19 protein-coding genes are annotated in these 20,070 nt (G+C 69.3%); 11 read left to right on the top strand and 8 right to left on the bottom strand.

Annotation, left to right across the window (positions count from 1 at the left end; translation table 11 throughout):
* Positions 1 to 9: 9 nt before the first annotated feature.
* Positions 10 to 1,524: a methyltransferase gene (locus tag M3667_RS03680; RefSeq protein WP_251505113.1), complete on the top strand. Its 1,515-nt coding sequence runs from the start codon at positions 10 to 12 to the stop codon at positions 1,522 to 1,524.
* Positions 1,525 to 1,568: 44 nt separating this feature from the next.
* A complete protein-coding gene (locus M3667_RS03675; RefSeq protein WP_251505110.1) occupies positions 1,569 to 2,996 on the top strand; it encodes a CCA tRNA nucleotidyltransferase in 1,428 nt (475 codons plus the stop codon).
* Between the two features lie 301 nt (positions 2,997 to 3,297).
* Here M3667_RS03675 and M3667_RS03670 read toward each other — a convergent pair whose 3' ends face one another.
* The 3 genes from M3667_RS03670 to M3667_RS03660 form a co-directional block, all read right to left on the bottom strand.
* Positions 3,298 to 4,401: a hypothetical protein gene (locus M3667_RS03670; RefSeq protein WP_251505108.1), complete on the bottom strand. Its 1,104-nt coding sequence runs from the start codon at positions 4,399 to 4,401 to the stop codon at positions 3,298 to 3,300.
* Entirely contained in the window at positions 4,398 to 4,757 is a 360-nt protein-coding gene (locus tag M3667_RS03665) for a PadR family transcriptional regulator (RefSeq protein WP_251505104.1), read from the bottom strand. Before M3667_RS03665 ends, M3667_RS03670 begins: the two co-directional genes overlap by 4 nt.
* Positions 4,758 to 4,906: 149 nt before the next feature.
* A complete protein-coding gene (locus M3667_RS03660; RefSeq protein WP_251505103.1) occupies positions 4,907 to 5,941 on the bottom strand; it encodes an NAD(P)-dependent alcohol dehydrogenase in 1,035 nt (344 codons plus the stop codon).
* A 279-nt stretch (positions 5,942 to 6,220) separates the two neighbouring features.
* On the opposite strand from M3667_RS03660, the gene M3667_RS03655 reads away from it, so the two are divergent.
* From M3667_RS03655 to M3667_RS03640, 4 genes are all read left to right on the top strand, one after another.
* Positions 6,221 to 7,507: a GAF domain-containing protein gene (locus M3667_RS03655; protein WP_251505102.1), complete on the top strand. Its 1,287-nt coding sequence runs from the start codon at positions 6,221 to 6,223 to the stop codon at positions 7,505 to 7,507.
* Between the two features lie 62 nt (positions 7,508 to 7,569).
* Positions 7,570 to 8,094, top strand: a complete 525-nt coding sequence (locus M3667_RS03650) for a hypothetical protein (RefSeq protein WP_251505101.1) — start codon at positions 7,570 to 7,572, stop codon at positions 8,092 to 8,094.
* A gap of 268 nt (positions 8,095 to 8,362) precedes the next feature.
* Positions 8,363 to 9,913: an aldehyde dehydrogenase family protein gene (locus tag M3667_RS03645; RefSeq protein ID WP_251505100.1), complete on the top strand. Its 1,551-nt coding sequence runs from the start codon at positions 8,363 to 8,365 to the stop codon at positions 9,911 to 9,913.
* Positions 9,914 to 10,024: 111 nt separating this feature from the next.
* Complete coding sequence (locus M3667_RS03640) at positions 10,025 to 10,414, top strand: DUF779 domain-containing protein (RefSeq protein WP_154097019.1); 390 nt, start codon at positions 10,025 to 10,027, stop codon at positions 10,412 to 10,414.
* Here M3667_RS03640 and M3667_RS03635 read toward each other — a convergent pair.
* From M3667_RS03635 to M3667_RS03620, 4 genes are read right to left on the bottom strand one after another with little or no spacing between them, the layout of a single operon-like run.
* Positions 10,411 to 11,016, bottom strand: coding sequence for a response regulator transcription factor (locus tag M3667_RS03635; protein WP_251505099.1), 606 nt, complete (start codon positions 11,014 to 11,016; stop codon positions 10,411 to 10,413). The two genes, M3667_RS03640 and M3667_RS03635, sit on opposite strands and share 4 nt — an antisense overlap.
* The gene (locus tag M3667_RS16960) at positions 11,013 to 12,122 is read right to left on the bottom strand and encodes a sensor histidine kinase (protein WP_251505097.1); all 1,110 of its coding nucleotides are present in this window, start codon (positions 12,120 to 12,122) and stop codon (positions 11,013 to 11,015) included. The genes M3667_RS03635 and M3667_RS16960 overlap by 4 nt, the downstream gene beginning before the upstream one ends.
* A gap of 19 nt (positions 12,123 to 12,141) precedes the next feature.
* On the bottom strand, positions 12,142 to 12,939 hold the full coding sequence (locus M3667_RS03625) for an ABC transporter permease (protein ID WP_251505095.1): 798 nt from the start codon (positions 12,937 to 12,939) through the stop codon (positions 12,142 to 12,144).
* Positions 12,936 to 13,871 (bottom strand): ABC transporter ATP-binding protein, encoded by a 936-nt coding sequence (locus M3667_RS03620; protein WP_251505094.1) that lies wholly within the window; start codon positions 13,869 to 13,871, stop codon positions 12,936 to 12,938. Before M3667_RS03620 ends, M3667_RS03625 begins: the two co-directional genes overlap by 4 nt.
* A gap of 181 nt (positions 13,872 to 14,052) precedes the next feature.
* On the opposite strand from M3667_RS03620, the gene M3667_RS03615 reads away from it, so the two are divergent.
* The 3 genes from M3667_RS03615 (at position 14,053) to M3667_RS03605 (ending at position 16,645) form a co-directional block, all read left to right on the top strand.
* Positions 14,053 to 14,343 (top strand): hypothetical protein, encoded by a 291-nt coding sequence (locus M3667_RS03615; protein ID WP_251505093.1) that lies wholly within the window; start codon positions 14,053 to 14,055, stop codon positions 14,341 to 14,343.
* The gene (locus M3667_RS03610; protein WP_368859113.1) at positions 14,340 to 16,106 is read left to right on the top strand and encodes an alpha/beta hydrolase; all 1,767 of its coding nucleotides are present in this window, start codon (positions 14,340 to 14,342) and stop codon (positions 16,104 to 16,106) included. The genes M3667_RS03615 and M3667_RS03610 overlap by 4 nt, the downstream gene beginning before the upstream one ends.
* An 83-nt stretch (positions 16,107 to 16,189) precedes the next feature.
* Positions 16,190 to 16,645 carry a hypothetical protein gene (locus M3667_RS03605; RefSeq protein WP_251505091.1) on the top strand — a complete coding sequence of 152 codons (456 nt, stop codon included), beginning with the start codon at positions 16,190 to 16,192 and terminating at the stop codon, positions 16,643 to 16,645.
* Here M3667_RS03605 and M3667_RS03600 read toward each other — a convergent pair.
* Positions 16,623 to 17,453, bottom strand: coding sequence for a bifunctional 2-polyprenyl-6-hydroxyphenol methylase/3-demethylubiquinol 3-O-methyltransferase UbiG (locus tag M3667_RS03600; RefSeq protein WP_251505090.1), 831 nt, complete (start codon positions 17,451 to 17,453; stop codon positions 16,623 to 16,625). The genes M3667_RS03605 and M3667_RS03600 overlap by 23 nt on opposite strands.
* Before the next feature lie 108 nt (positions 17,454 to 17,561).
* Here M3667_RS03600 and M3667_RS03595 point away from each other — a divergent pair, with 108 nt between their 5' ends.
* Positions 17,562 to 18,503: a RimK family alpha-L-glutamate ligase gene (locus tag M3667_RS03595; RefSeq protein ID WP_251505089.1), complete on the top strand. Its 942-nt coding sequence runs from the start codon at positions 17,562 to 17,564 to the stop codon at positions 18,501 to 18,503.
* Positions 18,496 to 19,806 carry a PLP-dependent transferase gene (locus M3667_RS03590; RefSeq protein WP_251505088.1) on the top strand — a complete coding sequence of 437 codons (1,311 nt, stop codon included), beginning with the start codon at positions 18,496 to 18,498 and terminating at the stop codon, positions 19,804 to 19,806. The genes M3667_RS03595 and M3667_RS03590 overlap by 8 nt, the downstream gene beginning before the upstream one ends.
* Positions 19,807 to 20,070: the final 264 nt, after the last annotated feature.

The raw sequence follows: 20,070 nt of genomic DNA, 5'->3' as shown, positions 1-20,070 counted from the left end.
AATGGACCGGTGCTCCCCGAACCCGATCCCCAGCTGTGCCAGGCCCTCGCCGACGACCTCCGCGGGGCGGGCTACGCCAGCGCCGCCCTGCGCGACGCGTGGGGTGCTCAGGCCGACGACGCGGTCGCACGGGGCCTGCGGCGCCCGGCCCAGCGTGCGCTCGGTGAGCGCACCGACGCCCTGGCCGTGCTCGGACGCCTGTGGGGACTCGGTTTCGCCGTGGACAGAGCGGATGCCGAGACGGCGTTGCCCTCGCTCGGGGTCGACGGTGCCGTGGCTCTGGGTCTCGTCCGCGCCGAGGGCGACGAGGTCACTCCCGCCGTTCTGGTGCGGCCGCAGGCCTTCGCCGACGACGAGGGAGAGGTCGAGTGGTGGATCGCCAGCGACCTGGATGAGGCCGCGCTCGAGGGTCCCCTGCCCGAAGACCACGTGCTCGGCGTCGGCGGAGCCTCCCAGACGCTCGCCCGCCTGCAGCTGACCAGACGCGGGGGCACCGCTCTCGATCTCGGCACGGGCTGCGGCATCCAAGCCCTCCGCCTCCGGCGGCTCGTCGACCACGTCGTAGCCACCGACATCTCCGAGCGCGCCCTCCGCTTCACCCGCTTGAACGCGCTTCTGAACGGTGTCGACGGCATCGAGACGCGGCTCGGGTCGCTCTTCGAGCCGGTGGCGGGCGAGACGTTCGACCGCGTGGCATCCAATCCCCCGTTCGTCATCACGCCGCGGGTCGAAGGCGTTCCGTCGTACGAATACCGCGACGGCGGCATGGAGGGCGACGCCCTGGTGGCCGCGGTCATCACGGGGGTCGGTGAGAACCTCGCCCCCGGTGGGGTCGCGCAGTCGCTCGGCAACTGGGAGTACCGCTGGGGCCAGACGGGCCTCGACCGCGTGCGCGGGTGGGTCGGCTCGGAGATGGACGCGTGGGTGATCGAGCGCGAGGTGCTCGACCCGCTCGCCTACGCCGAGCTGTGGGTGCGCGATGGCGGCACGGTTCCCGGAACCCCGGCCTACGCCGCCCTCATCGACGCGTGGCTCGACGACTTCGCGCGTCGGGGTGTCACCGGCGTCGGATTCGGCTACGTGCTGCTGCGCCGGCCGCTCGCGGGCGCCCCGACCCTCGCGCGCTACGAGCGCGTCTCGGGCGGGGGCGAGGCGGCCTTCGGTCCGCACCTGGCCGCCTGCCTCGCCGCGCACGACCGCGCAGCTCTCATGGACGAGGACGACCTCGCCTCGGCGGTGCTGAAGGTGTCGCCCGACGTCACCGAGGCGCGCCACCACCGTCCGGGAGAAGAGGATCCCTCGGTCATCGAGTTGCGCCAGGGCGGCGGGTTCGCGCGGACGATCGAGGTCGACCCCGCTCTCGCGGCCCTCGTCGGCGCGTGCGACGGAGACCTCGCCGTGGGCGTGCTCGTCGACGCCATCGCGCAGTTGTTGGAAGTGGATGCCTCAGAGCTGCGGGCCGACGTGCTGCCGCGCGTGCGCGAGTTGCTCGTGACCGGCTTCGTGTCGTTCGCCGACGCGTGAGCAGCAGCCCGTGGCCGTGAGGCGCCCCGGTTAGGCTCGAAGGCATGCTGAACATGGTCGAGGGTCTCGCGCGCCTCGAGGAGCTCGCCGCCCACCCCGTGGTCGCGACGCTCGCTCGCGTGTTCGCCGACGCCGGGCGCGATCTGGCGATCGTGGGCGGTCCGGTGCGCGACGCGCTGTTGGGTCGCACGACGCACGATTTCGACTTCACCACCGACGCGCGTCCCGACGAGATCCTTGCTCTGGTCAAGCCCGTGTCGAGCGTGCAGTGGGACGTGGGCCGCGCGTTCGGCACCATCGGCGCGAGGGTCAAGGGCGAGCAGGTCGAGATCACGACCTACCGTGCTGACAGCTACGACGGCGTCACCCGCAAGCCCACCGTGGAGTTCGGTGACACGCTCGAGGCCGATCTCAGCCGCCGCGACTTCACCGTCAACGCGATGGCGCTGCGCGTTCCCGCGCGGACGCTGGTCGATCCCACCGGAGGCGTCGAAGATCTGCTGGCCGGTCGCCTGCGCACCCCGATCGACCCCACCGTGAGCTTCGGCGACGACCCCCTCCGTATGCTCCGCGCGGCACGCTTCGCCTCGCAGCTCGAGTTCGCCGTGGATCCGGACACTCTCGACGCCATCGCCGAGCTGGGCGGCTCGCTCGAGATCGTGAGCCCCGAACGCATCCAGGCCGAGCTCGTGCGGCTGCTGCAGACGGATGACCCCGTCCGTGGCATACGGGTTCTCGTCGAGACCGGTCTGATCGAGGAGTTTCTGCCCGAGGTCCCCGCTCTGCGCCTCGAGGTCGACGAGCACCACCACCACAAGGACGTCTACGAGCACTCGCTCACCGTGCTGCGCCAGGCGATCGCTCTGGAGAAGAAACGGCATCCGGATGCCGCCCCCGACGTGCCCCTGCGCCTGGCCGCTCTGCTGCACGACATCGGCAAGCCCGCGACCCGGCGCCTCGAGGCCGGTGGCGGGGTGACCTTCCACCACCACGACATCAAGGGTGCGCGTCTGGCGCGCAAGCGCCTGCAGGCCCTGCGGTTCGACGCGGCCACGACCACCGTCGTCACGCGACTGGTCGAGCTGCACCTGCGCTTCTTCGGCTACGCCGAGGGGGCATGGACGGATGCCGCGGTCAGGCGATACGTGCGCGACGCCGGCGACGAGCTCGAGCGCCTGCACATTTTGACCCGGGCCGACGTGACCACGCGCAACAAGCGCAAGGCCCAGCGCCTGGCATCCGCATACGACGACATCGAGAACCGCATCGCCGCTCTGCGCGAGCAGGAGGAGATCGACTCGATCCGCCCCGAGCTCGACGGCAACCGCATCCAGGAGGTCCTCGGACTCACGCCCGGTCGCGAGGTCGGCGAGGCCTACCGCTTCCTGCTGGACCTGCGGCTCGACGAGGGTGTGCTGGGTGAGGAAGAAGCCGAGAAGCGCCTGCGCGAGTGGTGGGCGGCGCGGGGCTGAAGCAGCCCTGTCACCGCTCTTGGGTGGTCGGCGCGACCGTCATGCGGATCTCGTGGGTGACACGCCGGCGGTGGACGACGGCCGACCGCCCGTCTCCGGTCTGATCCGCACGACGGTACATACCCGATTCGGAATGAAGCGTTCCCGCGGCGCCCGGGACGGCATTCGAGAGCCCCCACTCCCCCGAAGATCCGTCCAGGGCGCCCGTCTCAGTGAGGCCGGTCGCCATCGTCGTCGGCCTGGCCGAGGGCCTCGAGCACGAGGTGCGTCAGGTCGATGCTGATGATGCGCGGCTGATCGGTCACGGGGCCACCGCCTGCGTGGGCTGCGCCCCGGGGGTCGCTTCGGCGCTGGGCGTCGGTCCGGGGGTCGGGGCCGCGGATGCGGAGCGGTCGCCCTGGGGCAGCGGTTGCACGCGGTCGAACGGGAAGGCGGGCAGCGTCGCCGTCGACAGCACGCTCAGTGCATCCCAGGCCCACTCGTCAGCGGGAACCTCGCGCAGAGGGAAGACGTTCCACCGCGGCGCGGCCCCGGGAAACGAGTCGGCGACCGGAACGGGACCGCCGCCCCCGGCGAAGTAGGCGTCGTAGGACTCGGACGAGGCCTCGCGGCCGATCGTTCGCAGCGGATTGCCGTCCTGATCGAACAGCTGCACTCCGCTGATCGGGTTGCCGGCGTCGTCGTACGCGTAGATGTTGCGGATGCGCTGACCGTCGACGGCGAGCCCCGGCGTCTCGTACCCGGCCTGCGGGGTGTCGACCCATCCGACGAAGAGCTGGGTCAGGGCCGTCGAGAACGAGCCGGCGAACATCGGCACCGCGATCACCGCGAAGATCGTCAGCGTCGTTCGCATGACGCGGATCCAGGCGAAGGGCGCCCAGCGGCCCCGTCCCCATTGCACGCTGACGAGCAGGCAGGCCAACAGGATCGCCCACGAGACGGGGTTGTAGCTCAGCGTGAGGATCGCGTCCAGGAAGCCGCCGGTGCTCGGCCGCGGCAGGAAGGCGAGGAAGAACCACAGGTAGAACACGACGCCGCGCAGCACCCACCACGCGGGCCGGAGCGAAACGAGCAGGTCGAGCAGCCAGGCGCCGACCGCGGTGGCGCGGACCCGGTCGTGCAACTCCGTCCAGCCATGCCGCACGTCGGCGACGAGGGCGAAACGCTTCTTCGGGGTGACCGCGGATCCGCGTTCCGGAAGCCCCGCGGCCGCGCGCAGTTCGGCGGCGTAGGTCGCGGCATCCGGGATCGTGAACTCCTCCCCGGCCTCACTCGCCTGGTCGGCCAGGTCGGCTTCGAGACCGTCGAGCAGGTCGTCGACCTCGTCGAGAGGGAGGTCGTCGAGATGCGAACGGACGGCGGCGGCGAAGGCGCGGATGTCGTCGTGGACGGTCGTGGTGATCATCGTGCGTCTCCGATCGTGCGCAGCTTCGGGGCGGGGGTGGTGTCGTCGAGCAGGCTCGTCATGGCCGATGCGAAGTGCGTCCAGCTGATGCGCTGCGCATCCAGCAGCTCACGGCCCTGCGGGTTGATCGCGTAGTACTTGCGGTGCGGCCCGCCCTCCGACGGCACGACGTAGCTCGACAGCGCGCCCGCGGAGTACAGGCGGCGGAGCGTGCCGTACACCGACGCGTCGCCGACCTCGCCGAGCCCCGCCTCGCGCAGGCGCCGCACGATGTCGTACCCGTACCCGTCGTCATGCTGCACGACGGCGAGCACCGCGGCGTCCAGCACCCCCTTCAACAGCTGCGTCGTATCCACGCGGCCCCCTTCGCTTGTCTGCCACGGACAGTACCACGCAGTGCGCAGTAGTGCGTAGTGCGATACCGCTTCTTCTCGCCGCGCTCACCCGGCGGACACACCGAGGGGGTGGCATCCCTGATCCGGATGCCACCCCCTCGAGGTTCGCGTCAGGGCACGACGACGGCGCGGCCGCGCACCTGCCCCTTGTGCAGCTTCGCGTACGCTTCGACGGCTCCGTCGAAGCCGTAGCGCTCGACGTGGACGCCGACGGCGCCGCTACGGGCGAGATCGAGCACCTCGATGAGCTCGCTGCGCGTGCCCCAGTACGGAGCGCGGACGGCGGCGCCCATCGGCGTGGAGAAGAAGCCGGCCGGCATGATGCCGCCACCGATGCCGACGATGTGGATGAAGCTGTCCATCCCCGCGACCGCGCGCGCGAGGTCGATCGTGGGCTGCACGCCGACGAAGTCGAAGACCGCCGTCGCGCCGAGTCCGTTCGTGAGCTCGCGGATGCGCTCCGCCGCATGCTCGTCGGAGTTCACCGTGTGGTGCGCGCCGACTTCGCGGGCGAGGGCCAGCTTGTCTTCGCCGAGGTCGACGGCGATGACGGTGGCCTGGGTGATCGCGCGGAGGATCTGCACACCGACGTGCCCGAGACCGCCGACACCGATGACGACGGCCGTCGCCCCGGGGTACAGCTTCTCTTTCGCCGAGACGATCGCGTGGTACGGCGTGAGTCCGGCATCGGTCAGCGACACCGTCTCGACCGGGTCGAGGTCGCCGAGCGGGGCGAGGTGCCGCGGGTCGTCGACGATGACGTACTCGGCCATCGCTCCCGGGCTGCCCAGGCCCGGAGGGGTGATGCCCATCTCGGCCGCGTAGGGGCAGTAGTTCTCGGCGCCCTGCGCGCACGCGTGGCAGCGCCCGCAGCCCCACGGGCCGTAGATCGCGTAGGCCGCGCCGATCTCCACGCCCTCGACGCCCTCGCCGAGCTCGTCGACGATCCCCGCGCCCTCGTGGCCGAGGGTCAGCGGCAGGCCGTACGTGTACTGGTCTTCGGGGAGGTCCATCACGAACCAGTCGGAGTGACACAGGCCCGCCGCGGTCACCTTCAGACGCACCTGGCCCGGGCCCGCGTGGGGCTCCTCGATCTCGACGACCTCGGGTCCCTTGCCGATCTCGCGGTACTGCACAGCCTTCATGGCGTTCCTTTCTGTCGGTCCTTCCACCGTGCGCTTCCCCCCGACCCGCGACAACGGGGGTTGACGGCGTTTCGAGGGGATCGGGAACCGTTCTCATCGGCAGAGGGGCGAATGGCCGCCTCTCGCCCGGTGCCGCTGGATCGCGCGCACGTCGTGTCGTGGGAGGTCGAACCCTCATAGGCACATCGCACCGGTCGCACCCCGGTCGAACGGACCCTCCCGCCCGCGTGCCGCCCGACCTACACTGGACCCACCTCCGTCACCGCCGATGGGAGTCGTGTGTCTTCTCCATGGTCGCGACCGGCCGTTTCTCCCGAGACCTCGGGATTGCTCATCGCGCGCGCTCACGAAGAACTCATCGCTGGCAATGAGGACCGCAGGCTCGACGACGTCCGCCCCCTCGTGCAGGAGTCGTGGCGTCGCTCGCTCGCCTCGCTCGTCGGACCCGAGGGGCTGCCCCCGCTCGGTCTGACGACCGACGAGCTCGAGGCGTACCGGCAGGGGCATCCGCTGGCCGGGGTGATGGACATGATCCGCTCGCTGCTGCTGCCCGGCACGGCCGCGGAATCCGGCGTGGTCGTGGCGGTCGGCGACGCCGCGGGCCGTCTGCTGTGGGTCGAAGGCGACCGTCACATTCGCGCGCTGACCGGCGACATGGGATTCGTGGCGGGGGCGAACTGGGCGGAAGACGCCGTCGGCACTTCTGCTCCCGGAACGGCCCTCACCCTGGACCGCTCGGTGCAGATCCGCGGCGCGGAGCACTTCAACCGCCTCGTGCAGCCGTGGTCCTGCACCGCGGCGCCGGTGCACGATCCCGAGACGCGGCGACTGCTCGGCGTGATCGACGTCACCGGAGGGCCCGAGGCTGTGACCCCTCAAGCCCAATTGTTGGTGGATGCCACGGCTCGGGCGATCGAGAGCGAGATCCTCGTCGCACGACTGCGTGCGCAGCAGGTTCCTCCCCCGCGGCGGTCGGCGCCCTCGCGGGCTCTGCTGCGCATCCTCGGGCGGGATCGCGCGCTGCTGGAGGCCGGAGGCTCGACCCTCGAACTGAGTGCGCGGCACGCCGAGATCCTGCTGCTGCTGGCGATGCACCGCGAGGGACTGTCGGCCGAGGCGCTGAGCGAAGCCGTGTACGGGCACCCGGCCGTCGAGACGCTGCGGCCCGAGATGGTGCGTCTGCGCCGCGCGCTGGTGCCGACCGCTGCGGAGCTGGTGCCGCAGTCGCGACCGTACCGGCTTGCCGACGGCCTCGAGACCGACGCCCAGCACGTGCTGTCACTGCTGGATCGCGGGGCGCACCGGGTCGCACTGGCTGCATACCCGGGTCCGGTGCTGCCCGAGTCCGACGCGCCCGGGGTGGTCGAGGTGCGCGAATCGGTGCGCTCGGCGCTGCGTGAGGCCCTCATCGCCGAGGCGGGGGTCGACGTGCTGCTCGCCTACGCCGACACCCTCGACGGGCGCGACGACGGCGAGGTGCTGCGGCTGTGCCTGTCGATGCTGCCGGCTCGATCTCCCAAGCGCGCGGGACTCGTCGCCCGCATCGAGAGGCTCGATCGCGACTGAGGCCCGCACCCGACCCCGCGGGTTCGGAGCCCGATGTCGGAGGCCCTCGTTACTCTGAAGATATGGACGAAAAAGCGCTCGACATCTTCTCGGCAGCCCGCGCCCGTCGCGACGTTGGGCGCATCCGCGAGGCGCTGGCCGAGGTCAAGGCGGGCGATGTCGCCCGCGTCATCGTCCGTTCCCCGCGCTACGGGCTCTACGCGCTCGAGGGCACCGTTCGCATCGGCGTCGGCGGGCAGCCGCTCGTCGGCGACGTCATCCTCGCGACGAGCTCCGAGATCCAGCGCATCGACCTGGGTATCGAGGCTCCCCAGCCCGCGCTCGAGGCCGACGTCGTCGATCCCTCGACGCTCCCCCACGGCACCCCCGTGCGCGTGACCTTCCTCACGCCCACGCACCAGACCTTCGCCCTCACGGGGCCGATCACCGCGGGCAACGACCGCTTCCTGCTCGTCGGCAGTTGGATCGTCGCCGACGACCGCACCATCGCGCCGCGCGTGCAGAGCATCGAGCGCCTCGACGACGTCGACCTGCACGAGGTCAACGTGCCCCCGCTGCGCTCGGTGCTGGCCGACGCCGACGCCTAGACCGCGCTCGCTCGAACGGATGCCGTGGCCCGAGGGTCGCGGCATCCGTCGTTCTGTCCGGCCGTCCCGCCCGCGTGTGCGTCGAAACCGCATTCGTTCGTCGACGACGCACCCGTTTCGCGTCAATCCCGTGCGGTCTCGTCGAACGAATGCGTCCTCAACGCATGCCGCTCGCCGGCGCAACCCGATGCAACCTCCCGCGGCGTACCGTCGGCGCATCGCCGCCCGAAGCCGACGCGGCAACTCATGACCGTCGAAGGAGACACGCATGACCATCGTCGAAGAAGGCGTATCCAGCGTCTACGCCGCCCCGGGAACCCGCGGGGCCGTCGCCGAGTACCGCTCGCGGTACGGGCACTACATCGGCGGCGAGTGGGTCGAGCCGCACAGCGGCGAGTACTTCGAGAACATCACCCCTGTCACCGGCAAGCCGTTCTGCGAGGTCGCCCGCGGCGACGCGCACGACATCGACCGCGCGGTCGAGGCCGGGTGGAAGGCGTTCGCGTCGTGGAAGAAGACCACTCCCGCTGAGCGCAGCGTCATCCTCAACAAGATCGCCGACCGCATCGAAGAGAACCTCGAGAAGATCGCCGTCGCCGAGACGTGGGAGAACGGCAAGCCGGTGCGCGAAACGCTCGCAGCCGACATTCCCCTCACGGTCGACCACTTCCGCTACTTCGCGGGCGTGCTGCGGGCGCAGGAGGGCTCGCTCAGCCAGCTCGACGAGAACACGGTGGCGTACCACTTCAACGAGCCGCTCGGCGTGGTGGGACAGATCATTCCGTGGAACTTCCCCATCCTCATGGCCGCGTGGAAGCTCGCGCCGGCTCTCGCCGCGGGCAACTGCGTCGTGATCAAGCCGGCCGAGCAGACGCCGGCATCGCTGCTCTTCCTGTTCGACATCATCGGTGACCTGCTCCCCGCGGGCGTGGTGAACATCGTCAACGGGTTCGGCATCGAGGCGGGTGCGCCGCTCGCGCAGCACAAGCGGATCCGCAAGATCGCCTTCACGGGTGAGACGACGACCGGCCGCCTGATCATGCAGTACGCCTCGCAGAACCTCATCCCCGTGACGCTCGAACTCGGTGGCAAGAGTCCCAACGTCTTCTTCGAAGACGTCGCCCTGCACACCGACGACGCGTACTACGACAAGGCGCTCGAAGGCTTCACGATGTTCGCGCTGAACCAGGGCGAGGTCTGCACGTGCCCCTCGCGCTCGCTGATCCAGCGGTCGATCTACGACCAGTTCCTCGGCGACGGGCTCAAGCGCGTGAAGAAGGTGCGCCAGGGCAACCCGCTCGACCCCGAGACGATGATCGGCGCGCAGGCCTCGAACGACCAGCTCGAGAAGATCCTGTCGTACATCGACATCGGCAAGCAGGGTGGGGCGAAGCTGCTCACGGGCGGTGAGCGCGTCGACCTCGGCGGCGACCTGTCGGGCGGTTACTACGTCGCTCCGACGGTGTTCGAGGGCACGAACGACATGCGCATCTTCCAGGAGGAGATCTTCGGACCCGTGCTGTCGGTCACGTCGTTCGACGACTTCGACGACGCCATCTCGATCGCCAACGACACGCTCTACGGCCTCGGCGCGGGCGTCTGGGCACGCAGCGGCGACACCGCTTACCGTGCCGGTCGCGCGATCGAGGCGGGCCGCGTCTGGACGAACACGTATCACCAGTACCCCGCGCACGCGGCGTTCGGCGGATACAAGCAGTCGGGCATCGGTCGCGAGAACCACCTCAAGATGCTCGACCACTACCAGCAGACGAAGAACCTGCTCGTGTCGTACGCCGACGGGGCAATGGGCTTCTTCTGAGTCGCAGCGGCGCCGGGGCTTTCCCGGCGCCGCGTCGCCATGTCCCACAATCGGTCGCCTGAGCACCCCTCAGGCGACCGAAAGTGGGACATCGTTCGAAAGGAACGGGACATGGCCGAGCTTTCTCGCGTCGATGTGACGGATGCCGCGGCCGCGCTGCTGCGCGAGCTCACGGTCAAGCACGGGCCGCTGATGTTCCACCAGTCCGGCGGCTGCTGCGATGGCAGCTCCCCCATGTGTTACCCCGTGGGGATGTTCATCACCGGGCCCAGCGACGTGCACCTCGGCGACATCGAGGTCGGTCTCGACGACCCCATTCAGGTCTACATGTCGGAGTCGCAGTTCGAGTACTGGAAGTTCACGCACCTGACGATCGACGTCGTCCCCGGTCGCGGCGCGGGCTTCTCGGTCGAGGGGCCGACGGGCATGCGCTTCCTCATCCGCTCCCGGATGCTGACGGAGGAGGAGGCGGAGGCGTTCGGGGTGGGCGCCGACCGCTAGAGCCACCCGCGCTCGACGGCCACCCGCACGGCATCCGCCCTGTTGCGCCCGCCGGTCTTGCCGATCGCACTGGACAGATGGTTCTTCACCGTGCCCTCCGAGAGGTGGACGGTCCGTGCGATGTCGGCGATCGAGCCGCCGTCGCGTGCCGCGGCGAGCACGTCGGTCTCACGCTCCGTCAGGGGCGAGTCGCCTTGGGCGAGCGACTCGGCGGCCAATTGCGGGTCGACCACGCGCAGTCCCTGAGAGACCCGCCGCACGGCATCTGCGAGTTCGGCCGCCGGCGTGTCCTTGACCACGAAGCCCGACGCGCCGGCCTGCATCGCCCGCGCCAGGTAGCCGGGGCGTCCGAAGGTCGTGACGATGAGGGCGCGGCATCCGGGAACTTCTGCTCGTAATTGGGCGGCGGCGGCGATCCCGTCGATCCCCGGCATCTCGATGTCGAGCAGGGCGACGGTCGCCTCAGATGTCCGCGCCGCCTCGACCACTTCGTCTCCGCGTCCGACCTGGGCGACGACCTCGATGTCGGGCTCGAGTCCGAGCAGAGCGGCGAGGGCGCCCCGCACGAGGGCCTGATCGTCGGCGATGAGCAGTCGGATCACCACGCCACCTTCACTTTGAAGCCGCCCAGGTCGCTGCGGCCGATGGTCAACCGCGCTCCCGAGGTCTCGACGCGTTCGCGGAGTCCCGTGAGTCCTGAGCCGGTGGATGCCGTGGACGCCGGGCCGCATCCGTCGTCGGCGACCTCGATCGAGCGGTTGTCGAGTCGCACACGGCAGGCGCTCGCGCCCGAGTGGCGCACCACGTTGGTGACGGCCTCCCGCACGACCCACCCGGCGAGTTCTCGGCGGTCGGCGGGCACCTGGTCGGTGGAGCCGGGGAGGTCGGCCGAGACGCCGGCGCTCTCGAGCGCCGCGCGGGCGGCGGCCAGCTCGCCGCTGATGCTCACGCCGCGGTACCCGTGCACGGTCGCGCGCACGTCGGCCAGAGCCCCGCGGGAGAGGCCTTCGATCTGGGCGATCTCGTCGCGGGCAGCCGGGGAGCCGGCATCCATCAGCCGTCGTGCCAACTCGGCCTTCACGGTGATCACCGTGAGCGAGTGGCCGAGGATGTCGTGCACGTCGCGGGCGACGCGGCCGCGCTCGCGTTCGGCGGCGAGTTCGGCGATCTGCTCCTGGGCCGCACGCAGCCGCTCGAGGGTCGAGATGTTCTCGACGAAGCTGAACATCATGATCGAGATCGAGAGGATGATCGCCGAGTTCACGACGTTCGAGAAGGCATCGGCGCCCATCGCGTCGCCGACGACGAACGACAGGACGCTGAGGGCCGGGATGAACAGCCACGTGGTCCTCCGCCCCATCGCCGAGACGGCGAACGCGACGCCGACGAAGGTCCACATCCAGCGGATGTCGGTGCCCAGCCAGGGCAGCAGCGTGAGGCTCAGCGCGAAGAGCACCACCGTCGGCAGCAGCCTGCGGAGGCGCGACGGGGTGACGCGGGCGTAGGGAACGGTCGCAATGAACACGGCGGCGAACACGATGATGATCGCGGTGCCGACGAGGTGACCCGTCATGCTCGGGCCCTGCCAGAGCTCGACCAGCACCGGATAGGTCCAGATCAGCGAGATCGACGCCCCGATGAACCAGCCGCGGCGGAACGGACGGCGGCCCGGAACGCGGGTGCGCTCCGGGCCGGCCGTCGTGCTCACGTCGTTCACCCTAGGCGTGTCAGCCGCGACGCGTGTCGCGACGGAAGAAGAAGACGGTGCCGGCGATGAACACCGCGAGCCACACCACCGCGTTGACGAGGGCGCCGAGGTCGAATCCGTCGCCGGTGAGGGGCGAGCGGGCGAGCTCGCCGATGCCGTAGACCGGCGTCAGCTTGCCGATGACCTGCAGGAAGTCGGGCATCGACGACAGGGGGAAGAACAGCCCGCCGAGGAACGACAGCAGCACCACCGCGAGGCTCGTGATCTGCGCCGCGTTCTCGCCCGGCACCATGTAGCCGACCATGAGCCCGAGGGTGGTGAAGACGGCTCCCGCGAGCACCCAGGCCGCGAGGCCCGTGACGATCCACTGCACCGGGGCGAGCTGCACGCCGGCTCCCGCGGCGACCGCGTAGGTCGCGATGACCGCGATCAGGCCGAACATCATGCCCGCGAGCATCTTGACCACGACGTTCGAGACCGGGTTGAGGGGGGTGAGCCGCAGCTGTCGCGACCAGCCCTGCGCGCGCTCCACCGCGACCGACGCCCCGGTCTGGGTCGCCGACATCATGGTTCCGTACATCGCCATCGAGACCATGATGTACGCGGCCACCGACACTCCCCCGGACGCCAGCGGTGTATCGGTCAGCGGCACGTCGAGCGTCTGGAACCCGACGATGAAGAACATCAGCACGGGGAACGCGACGGTGAAGAGAATGCTGCGCGGATTGCGCAGCTTGCGCACCAGTTCGATGCGCAGATAGGTCAGCGTGAACCCACCCATGGCGGGCAGCGGGCGGTCGAGGGCGATGGCGGTCATCGGCGTGCTCCCGTCGGGACGAGGTCGGATGCCGAGGGCTCGGCGGTGAGCGTCAGGAACACGCTCTCGAGGTTCTGGGCGGTGATCTCGAGATCCCGCGCCGGGGTGGAGGTGAGCAGGTGACGCGCGAGGGCGTCGGAATCCCGCGTGTGCACGGTGATGCGCTCGCCGGCGGCCTCGACCGAGTCGACGCCCGGGACAGCCGCGAGGGCCGTGAGGTCGGCATCCGGGAGCGTCACCTGAACGACCCGCCCCGAGACGAGGTTCTTGATCTCGGTGGTGCTGCCGTCGGCCACGATCTGTCCGCCGCGCATCAGCACGATGCGGTCGGCGTACTCGTCGGCCTCGTCGAGGTAGTGCGTGGCGAACATCACGGTGCGTCCGCGAGCGGCATCCGCTCGAATGGCGCTCCAGAACGAGCGGCGCGCCTCGACGTCCATGCCGGTGGTCGGCTCGTCGAGGATCAGCAGCGCGGGGTCGCTCACGAGCGCCATCGCGAAGCGCAGTCGCTGCTGCTCGCCGCCCGAGCACAGACCGACCTTGCGGCGGGCGAGGTTCAGGATGCCGGCACGCTCGAGGGCCTCGTCGACGGGGCGCTTCTCGGCGAACAGGCTCGCCGTCAGCTCGACCGTTTCGCGCACGGTCAGGTCTTTCAGCAGCCCGCCCGACTGGAGAACAGCCGAGACGAGGCCGCGGGCGACGGCTCCGCGAGCGCTGTGGCCGAACACCTCGATGCTGCCGGCGTCGGGGTTCGTCAGGCCCAGGATCATGTCGATCGTGGTGGTCTTGCCCGCGCCGTTCGGGCCGAGGAAGGCCACGATCTCGCCCGGTCGGACGGTGAGGTCGACGCCGCGGACGGCGTGGACGGAGCCGAAGCTCTTGACGACGCCCCGCGCGTCGATCGCGGCGGGGGTGGGGGTGGAGGAGGTCATGTGTTCATGCTGGCCGCGGGGCTCCGAGGTCACATCAGCCGGCCGTCACCATTCAGGGGTGACGTTCGTCATGGGTGTCTCGGGTGAACTTGGTCGCTCGACGGGTGAATATGCGCTGGACCGGGCTTTTCCCTGTGGATAACTCGCTCGGGGTCGCCGTGATCCTCAGTACCTTTCCCGCATGCGCGCATTCACCGTGATCCCCGACGAGCTCCGCCGCACCGCCCTGATCTTCGACAACGTCATCCGGCCCGCCGAAGGTCAGTTCCGGATGCCGTGGACTCGCACCCTCGGTCACGAGGCGCTCTGCGAGGCCGTCGACGACTTCGCGGGGGCTCTGGCCGGCGGCTGGACCGAGGCGGTCGCGAGCGTCGACGACGTGGCGTCCGGTCTGAGGGAGGTGGCGGCGATGTACGAACGCGTGGACGGTGACGCTGACGTCACGCTCAAGGCCCTGCAGGCGTTGCTGTGACCCCTCTGGGGCTTTCGTCGCACCCCACCGGATTGGTGCCGGGGTCGGTGGAGGCCGCGTACGAGGTCGCACACCTCGCTGCCGAGAGAGCACGCGTCGCCTCGGATCTGATCGACCGACTCGTGCGCATGCGCGAGATCGATGGATGGACCGGGCAAGCGGCCGAGGCGTACGCGAACCGGGTGACGTCGGTCGCGCGACGCTGGACCGAGATCGGCGACGGTCTCTCCGCGGTCATCGGCCCACTGCAGACGTATGCCCGAGCGTTGAGTTCGGCGCAGGGGCTGGCCGCGCAGGCGATCGAGGCGTGGGCGTTCGCGTCGTCGCTGCCCGAGACGCCGGGGACGCCGGCCGGTTTCTCGTCGTTCTCGCGGGGGTGGCCGGTGCTCGTGTCGGATCCCCGCCACCGCGGACCGGCTCCGACCACCGCCGGCGAGGCGCGAGCGCGCGCCGAGGCGATGGTGACTGACGCGTGCGCCGACGTGAAAGCGGCGGGCGATGTCGCGACAGTCGCCGTGCGGCGTGCGATCGAGGCCGTGCGCGCCCGCGGAGAAGCATGGGCGAGGGTCGGTGAGGGTCTCGGAGTCGCAGCGCTTCCGCCCGGACGCGTGCTCGCGATGATGCGCACCCTCGACGCCGACACGCTCACCGCCCTGCTCGGGGCGCGACCTGACCTGCTGGAGCGCCTGGCGCAGACGAGCCTGACCGACGTCGCCCCGTGGTGGCGCGGCCTGAGTTCGGCGCAGCAGGATGCACTGATCGCTTGTGCCCCCGGGATCATCGGCAACCTCGGCGGTGTCTCCTACGCCGCGCGCGACCGCGCGAACCGCATCGTGCTCGCCCAGGCGCTCGCGGAGGCGCGGAACAGCCCGTGGGACCAGTCGGAGCAGGTGGCGGCGCTGGAGGCGTTGGAGCGCGCGGCGAACGGCAACACCCTCGCGTCGCTGGTGTTGGATCGGCCGCCGCTCGCGCAGGTGGCGGTGGGGGATCTGGACAGGGCGAGCCACGTGAGTGTGATCGTGCCGGGGATGGGGACGACGGTTCAGGGAAGCATGGGCGACTACGTGGAGACAGCGGACGCGTTGCTGGCGGAGCAGCAGCGCGTGACGGGTGTAGCGCGAGGTGACCTCGCTGCGATTGCCTGGATTGGATACCACCCGCCGATGCCGACTATTGCTGCGGGCGAAGTGTTTTTTGACGAGCGAGCGCGGATAGGGGCAGAAAGTCTGTCTCGAGACATCCAGGCTCTTCAACTGGCGCGAGACGCCGGGGGTGCGGACCTCGAACTCTCCGTCGTCGCGCATTCTTACGGCACTGACGTTGCGACGCTCGCTCTACAAACGGCCCAAGCTGACCACCTGATACTGCTGGGTTCAGCGGGAATCTCGACCGCGATCGAACAAGCCTCAGACCTCAACGTGCCCGCGGGTCAAGTATTTGCGTCTCAAGCAATCCGCGACGAATGGGCTCCAGTGGGCCAACTATTTTCCGGACGTCAAGATCCAACGACTCAGAATTTTGGGGCCCGTGTCTTCTCTTCCGAAGCGACGAAGGTCGAGGGGCAGATTCTGGAGCAGGTCCAGCGTCACGGTCCCATCGGCTCTGCGATTGAGGGTAATGAGAGCTATTTCACCAAGGGCACTACTGCGTTGTACAACACGGCACTCGCGACGATGGGTAGTGACGATCAGTTAGTGGCGGGCGGAAACACGAGCGAAAGAGCCGTTATCGGAGGTGGCAAATGGGCCGCAGGCATGCCTTGAGAACTGCGACGGTCTTTGTCGCAATGTTTATTATCGGAAGCTCGGTCATATCTTGCTCCGCTCAGACGACTGGAGGAACTGACATGACACCCGATCAGGTAACGGAAGAAGGCGACCGACTGTATGCGGCTGCTCTCGAGGCCTTTGGCGAAGACGGCTGGGAGATGCATAGACAGTGGTTCGCCTGCAACGCCTCTGGTGGCGTGAACGGTGTGTCACTGCACCTTGACTCTCGATTCGCGCAGACGTTGCCCGCAGAACCGCAAAAACTGGCCGAGCAAGTGCAGATTGCGTGGAGTAATAGCGGAGTGAACGCGGAGATCACGGTCAATCGGGATCTGGACCCAGTCCGGTACATCCTCTCTGATCCGCCATTCCTGAGCGGGGTCAACGACGACGGTTCCATCACAGACCTGTGGGTCGGAAGAGGGGTAGCCAATTTCGGCTATGTGAGCCCCTGCGTTCCCGGCGACATCTTCGAGCTGCAGCCGTCGCAGACTTCGTCTACTCCGACCGTCACGCCACCTTCGTCGCCCTGATCGTGTAGCTCAGCGGCATCACCGACGGCTGCTCGGTCAGCGCGAACTCGCCGTTCGGGCGCTTCGTCATGCGGCCGGGCAGGGCCTCCCACGGAACGCTGTCGTGCTCGACGAGTGTGTCGAGACGCAGGCCGTGCTCCAGCAGGGCCGTGACGATCTCGCCGAGACCGTGGTTCCACTCGTACGTCTTCGTCGACGTCAGCGGAGCCGACGCTTCGACATAGGTGCTGTCGTCATCCCACTCCAGAGGTGCCGTCTGCTCGAAGTACGGGAACGCGAGCGTCAGCCCGGGCAGTTCCTCGTTCATCGCCCACAGCACGGGATGCCCCTCGCGGATGTGAAGCGTCCCGCCGGGCGCGAGAAGGTCGGCAACCACCCCTGCCCATTCCGTGATCGACGGGAGCCAGCACAGCGCCCCGATCCCCGTGTAGACGAGATCGAACTCTCCGCGCGGGAGCACCTCCGCCGCGCGCCGAACATCCGATCGGACGAAATCGACCTGCACGCCGGCTTCGTCGGCGAGGCGTCGCGCCTCCGCAACGGCGTTCTCCGAGAAGTCGAGTCCTGTGACCCGCGCGCCCAGCCGCGCGAGCGAAAGAGTGTCGGTGCCGATGTGGCACTGCAGGTGCACCGCCCGCTTGCCCGCGATGTCGCCCAGCAGGGGCACGTCGAACCGCACGACGTCCGACAGTGCCGCGGAATCCTGCACATAGCGCTGAACGCCGTAACCCGAACCGTCGCGCGCGGCGTGCAGAGTCGCGCGCTCATCCCAGTTGGCGCGGTTGGCATCGATGTAGTCCGAGGTCATGGCATCCCTTTCCGGCATCCGAGCCTAGGGGGCGGATGCCGGCGGGCCCAGTGTCGTCAGGTGACGCACGGTCGTCCCGATGTCGGAGGTCCGGGTTAGCCTGGCGGCATGTCGGGCAAGGTCTATGTCATCCACGAGAACCCTCAATGGATCCCGCCGTTCGCGGCGGCGTTCGAAGCCGAGGGTGTGCCGTTCGAAGAGTGGATGCTGACCGACGGCTCGATCGACCTGGCCGTCGAGCCGCCCGAGGGCATCTTCTGGTCGCGGCTGAGCGCCTCGGCCCACACCCGCGACCACGCCTACAGCAAAGAGTTCGGCCGCGCCGTGCTGCGCTGGCTCGCGTCGTGGGGTCGCACGGTGATCAACGGGGCCGACGTGCTCGAACTCGAGGTCAGCAAGGTCGCGCAGCACGCGGCTCTGCGACACGCGGGCATCGAGGTTCCGCGCACGGTCGCCGTGTTCGGCGTCGACGACCTGGCGGCGAAGGCTGAGGAGTTCGGCGCCCCCTTCATCAGCAAGCACAACCAGGGCGGGAAGGGACTCGGGGTGCGGCGCTGGGACACCGTCGACGAGTTCGCCGCGTGGGTGAAGAGCCCCGACTTCGAACCCTCTCCCGATGGCATCACCCTGTTGCAAGAGTTGCTCGTCGCCAAGACGCCCTTCATCACGCGGGCCGAGTTCGTCGCCGGCGATTTCGTGTACGCCGTGCGGGTCGACACCAGTGCGGGCAGCTTCGAGCTCTGCCCCGCCGAGGCCTGCGCCGTTCCGGGGGCAGACGGGGTCGAGCCCGAGCCCCTCTTCCGTCTGCGGGAAGACGTCGACCAGGCGCTCGTCGACCGCTACCTCGCGTTCCTCGCGGCCGAGGGTGTCGGCATCGCGGGCATCGAGTTCATCGAGACGCGCGACGGGCGCACGGTCACGTACGACGTCAACACGAACACCAACTACAACCCCGACGTCGAGGCCACCGCACCGCGCTCCGGACCCCGCGAGATCGCCCGCTGGCTCGGCACGCTGCTCCCGCAAGAAGCGGTGGGTCTGCGTGGCTGAGCCCGCTCCCCCGCACTCCGATTGGCAGGGCTTCGGCTTCGCCACGCGCCAGGTGCACGCGGGCGAGATCGAAGACCTCACTCACGGTTCGCGCATCACCCCGGTGCACCTGTCTGCCGCGTACCGATTCGATTCGTTCCAAGAGGCGACCGATCGGTTCGCCGGCGCAGATCTGGGTCACCTCTACTCCCGCAACGCGAACCCCACCAACCAGGTCGCCGAGGCCCGGTTGGCCTCCCTCGAGGGTGGATCGGGAGCGATCGTCGTCGGGTCAGGTCAGGCGGCGATCACGATCGCCCTGCTCGGGCTCGCCGGAAGCGGTGAGCACATCGTCTCGACCGCCAGCATCTACAGCGGCACGCGGGTGCTGTTCGACCGCACCTTCGCCCGCATGGGCGTCACCGTCGAGTACGTGTGGGATCCCGCCGACGAGTCGGAGTGGGATGCGCTCATCCGCCCCGAGACGAAGGCGATCTTCACCGAGACGCTCCCGAACCCCAAGAACGACGTCGTCGACATCGACGCCGTCGCTCGCGTGGCGCGACGACACGGCATCCCCCTCGTCGTCGACAACACCATCGCGACACCGTTCCTGATCCGTCCCATCGAGCACGGAGCCGACATCGTCGTGCACTCGGCGACGAAGTTCCTCTCCGGGCACGGAGCGAACCTCGCGGGTGCGGTGGTCGACGGCGGGACGTTCGACTGGATGGCATCCGATCGCTCCTATCCCGCGATCACCGACACCTCGATCGCGGGGCACTCCTCGTTCGTCGAGGCGTTCGGCCCGCGTGCGTTCGAGCTGGCGCTCCGGTTCGGCATCGCGAACGACACCGGCCCCGCTCTCTCGCCGCTCAACGGATTCCTGCTGCTGCAAGGCATGGAGACGCTGTCGGTGCGCATGCGCCAACACCTCGCCACGGCGCGCACGATCGCCGAATGGCTCGAGCAGCACGCCGAGGTCGAGAGTGTTGATTACGCGGGCCTGCCCTCGCACCCGCAGCACGCGCTCGCCGTCCGCGACTACGACGGGCTGTCGGGCTCCGTCTTCTCGTTCACCGTGCGCGAAGGTCGCCCCGCCGCGGAGCGTTTCTTCGACGCTCTGCGTCTGTTCAGCCGCATGACCAACATCGGCGACACGCGGTCGATGGCCCTGCACCCCGCGACGACGACCCACCTCGGCTTCACGCAAGACACACGCGATCGCCTCGGCATCGGCGACGGCCTCATCCGGCTGTCGATCGGCCTGGAGGACGCCGAAGACCTCATCGCAGACCTCGATCAGGCCCTCCGCGCTTCGTAGCGCTCCCGCGCCAGCGTCCCGGTGCCCAGGTCCCACCCTCCGGCCGCCACGCGACCCGACGTTCGCACAGGCCCGGGTTCCTGGCATCCGGGGTCCTTCGACGGCCCTTGAGTGTCCAAAACACCCGGACGGTTTTCGGGTGGTCTCCAGTTCTTAGCGCAACACCCTCGCGTGGGGAGGTTGCGGATGCCGAAGAAGTTGGCGTGGGAGGAGCGGGCTGCGGTTCTGCGGGCGGTGGCTGGGGGTCAGTCGATGGAGGCAGTG

This window comes from Microbacterium sp. P26, from assembly GCF_023712585.1.
Classification (GTDB): domain Bacteria; phylum Actinomycetota; class Actinomycetes; order Actinomycetales; family Microbacteriaceae; genus Microbacterium; species Microbacterium algihabitans_A.
Note: the sequence above shows the minus strand (reverse complement) of the source record. Positions and strands in the feature narration are given on the sequence as shown.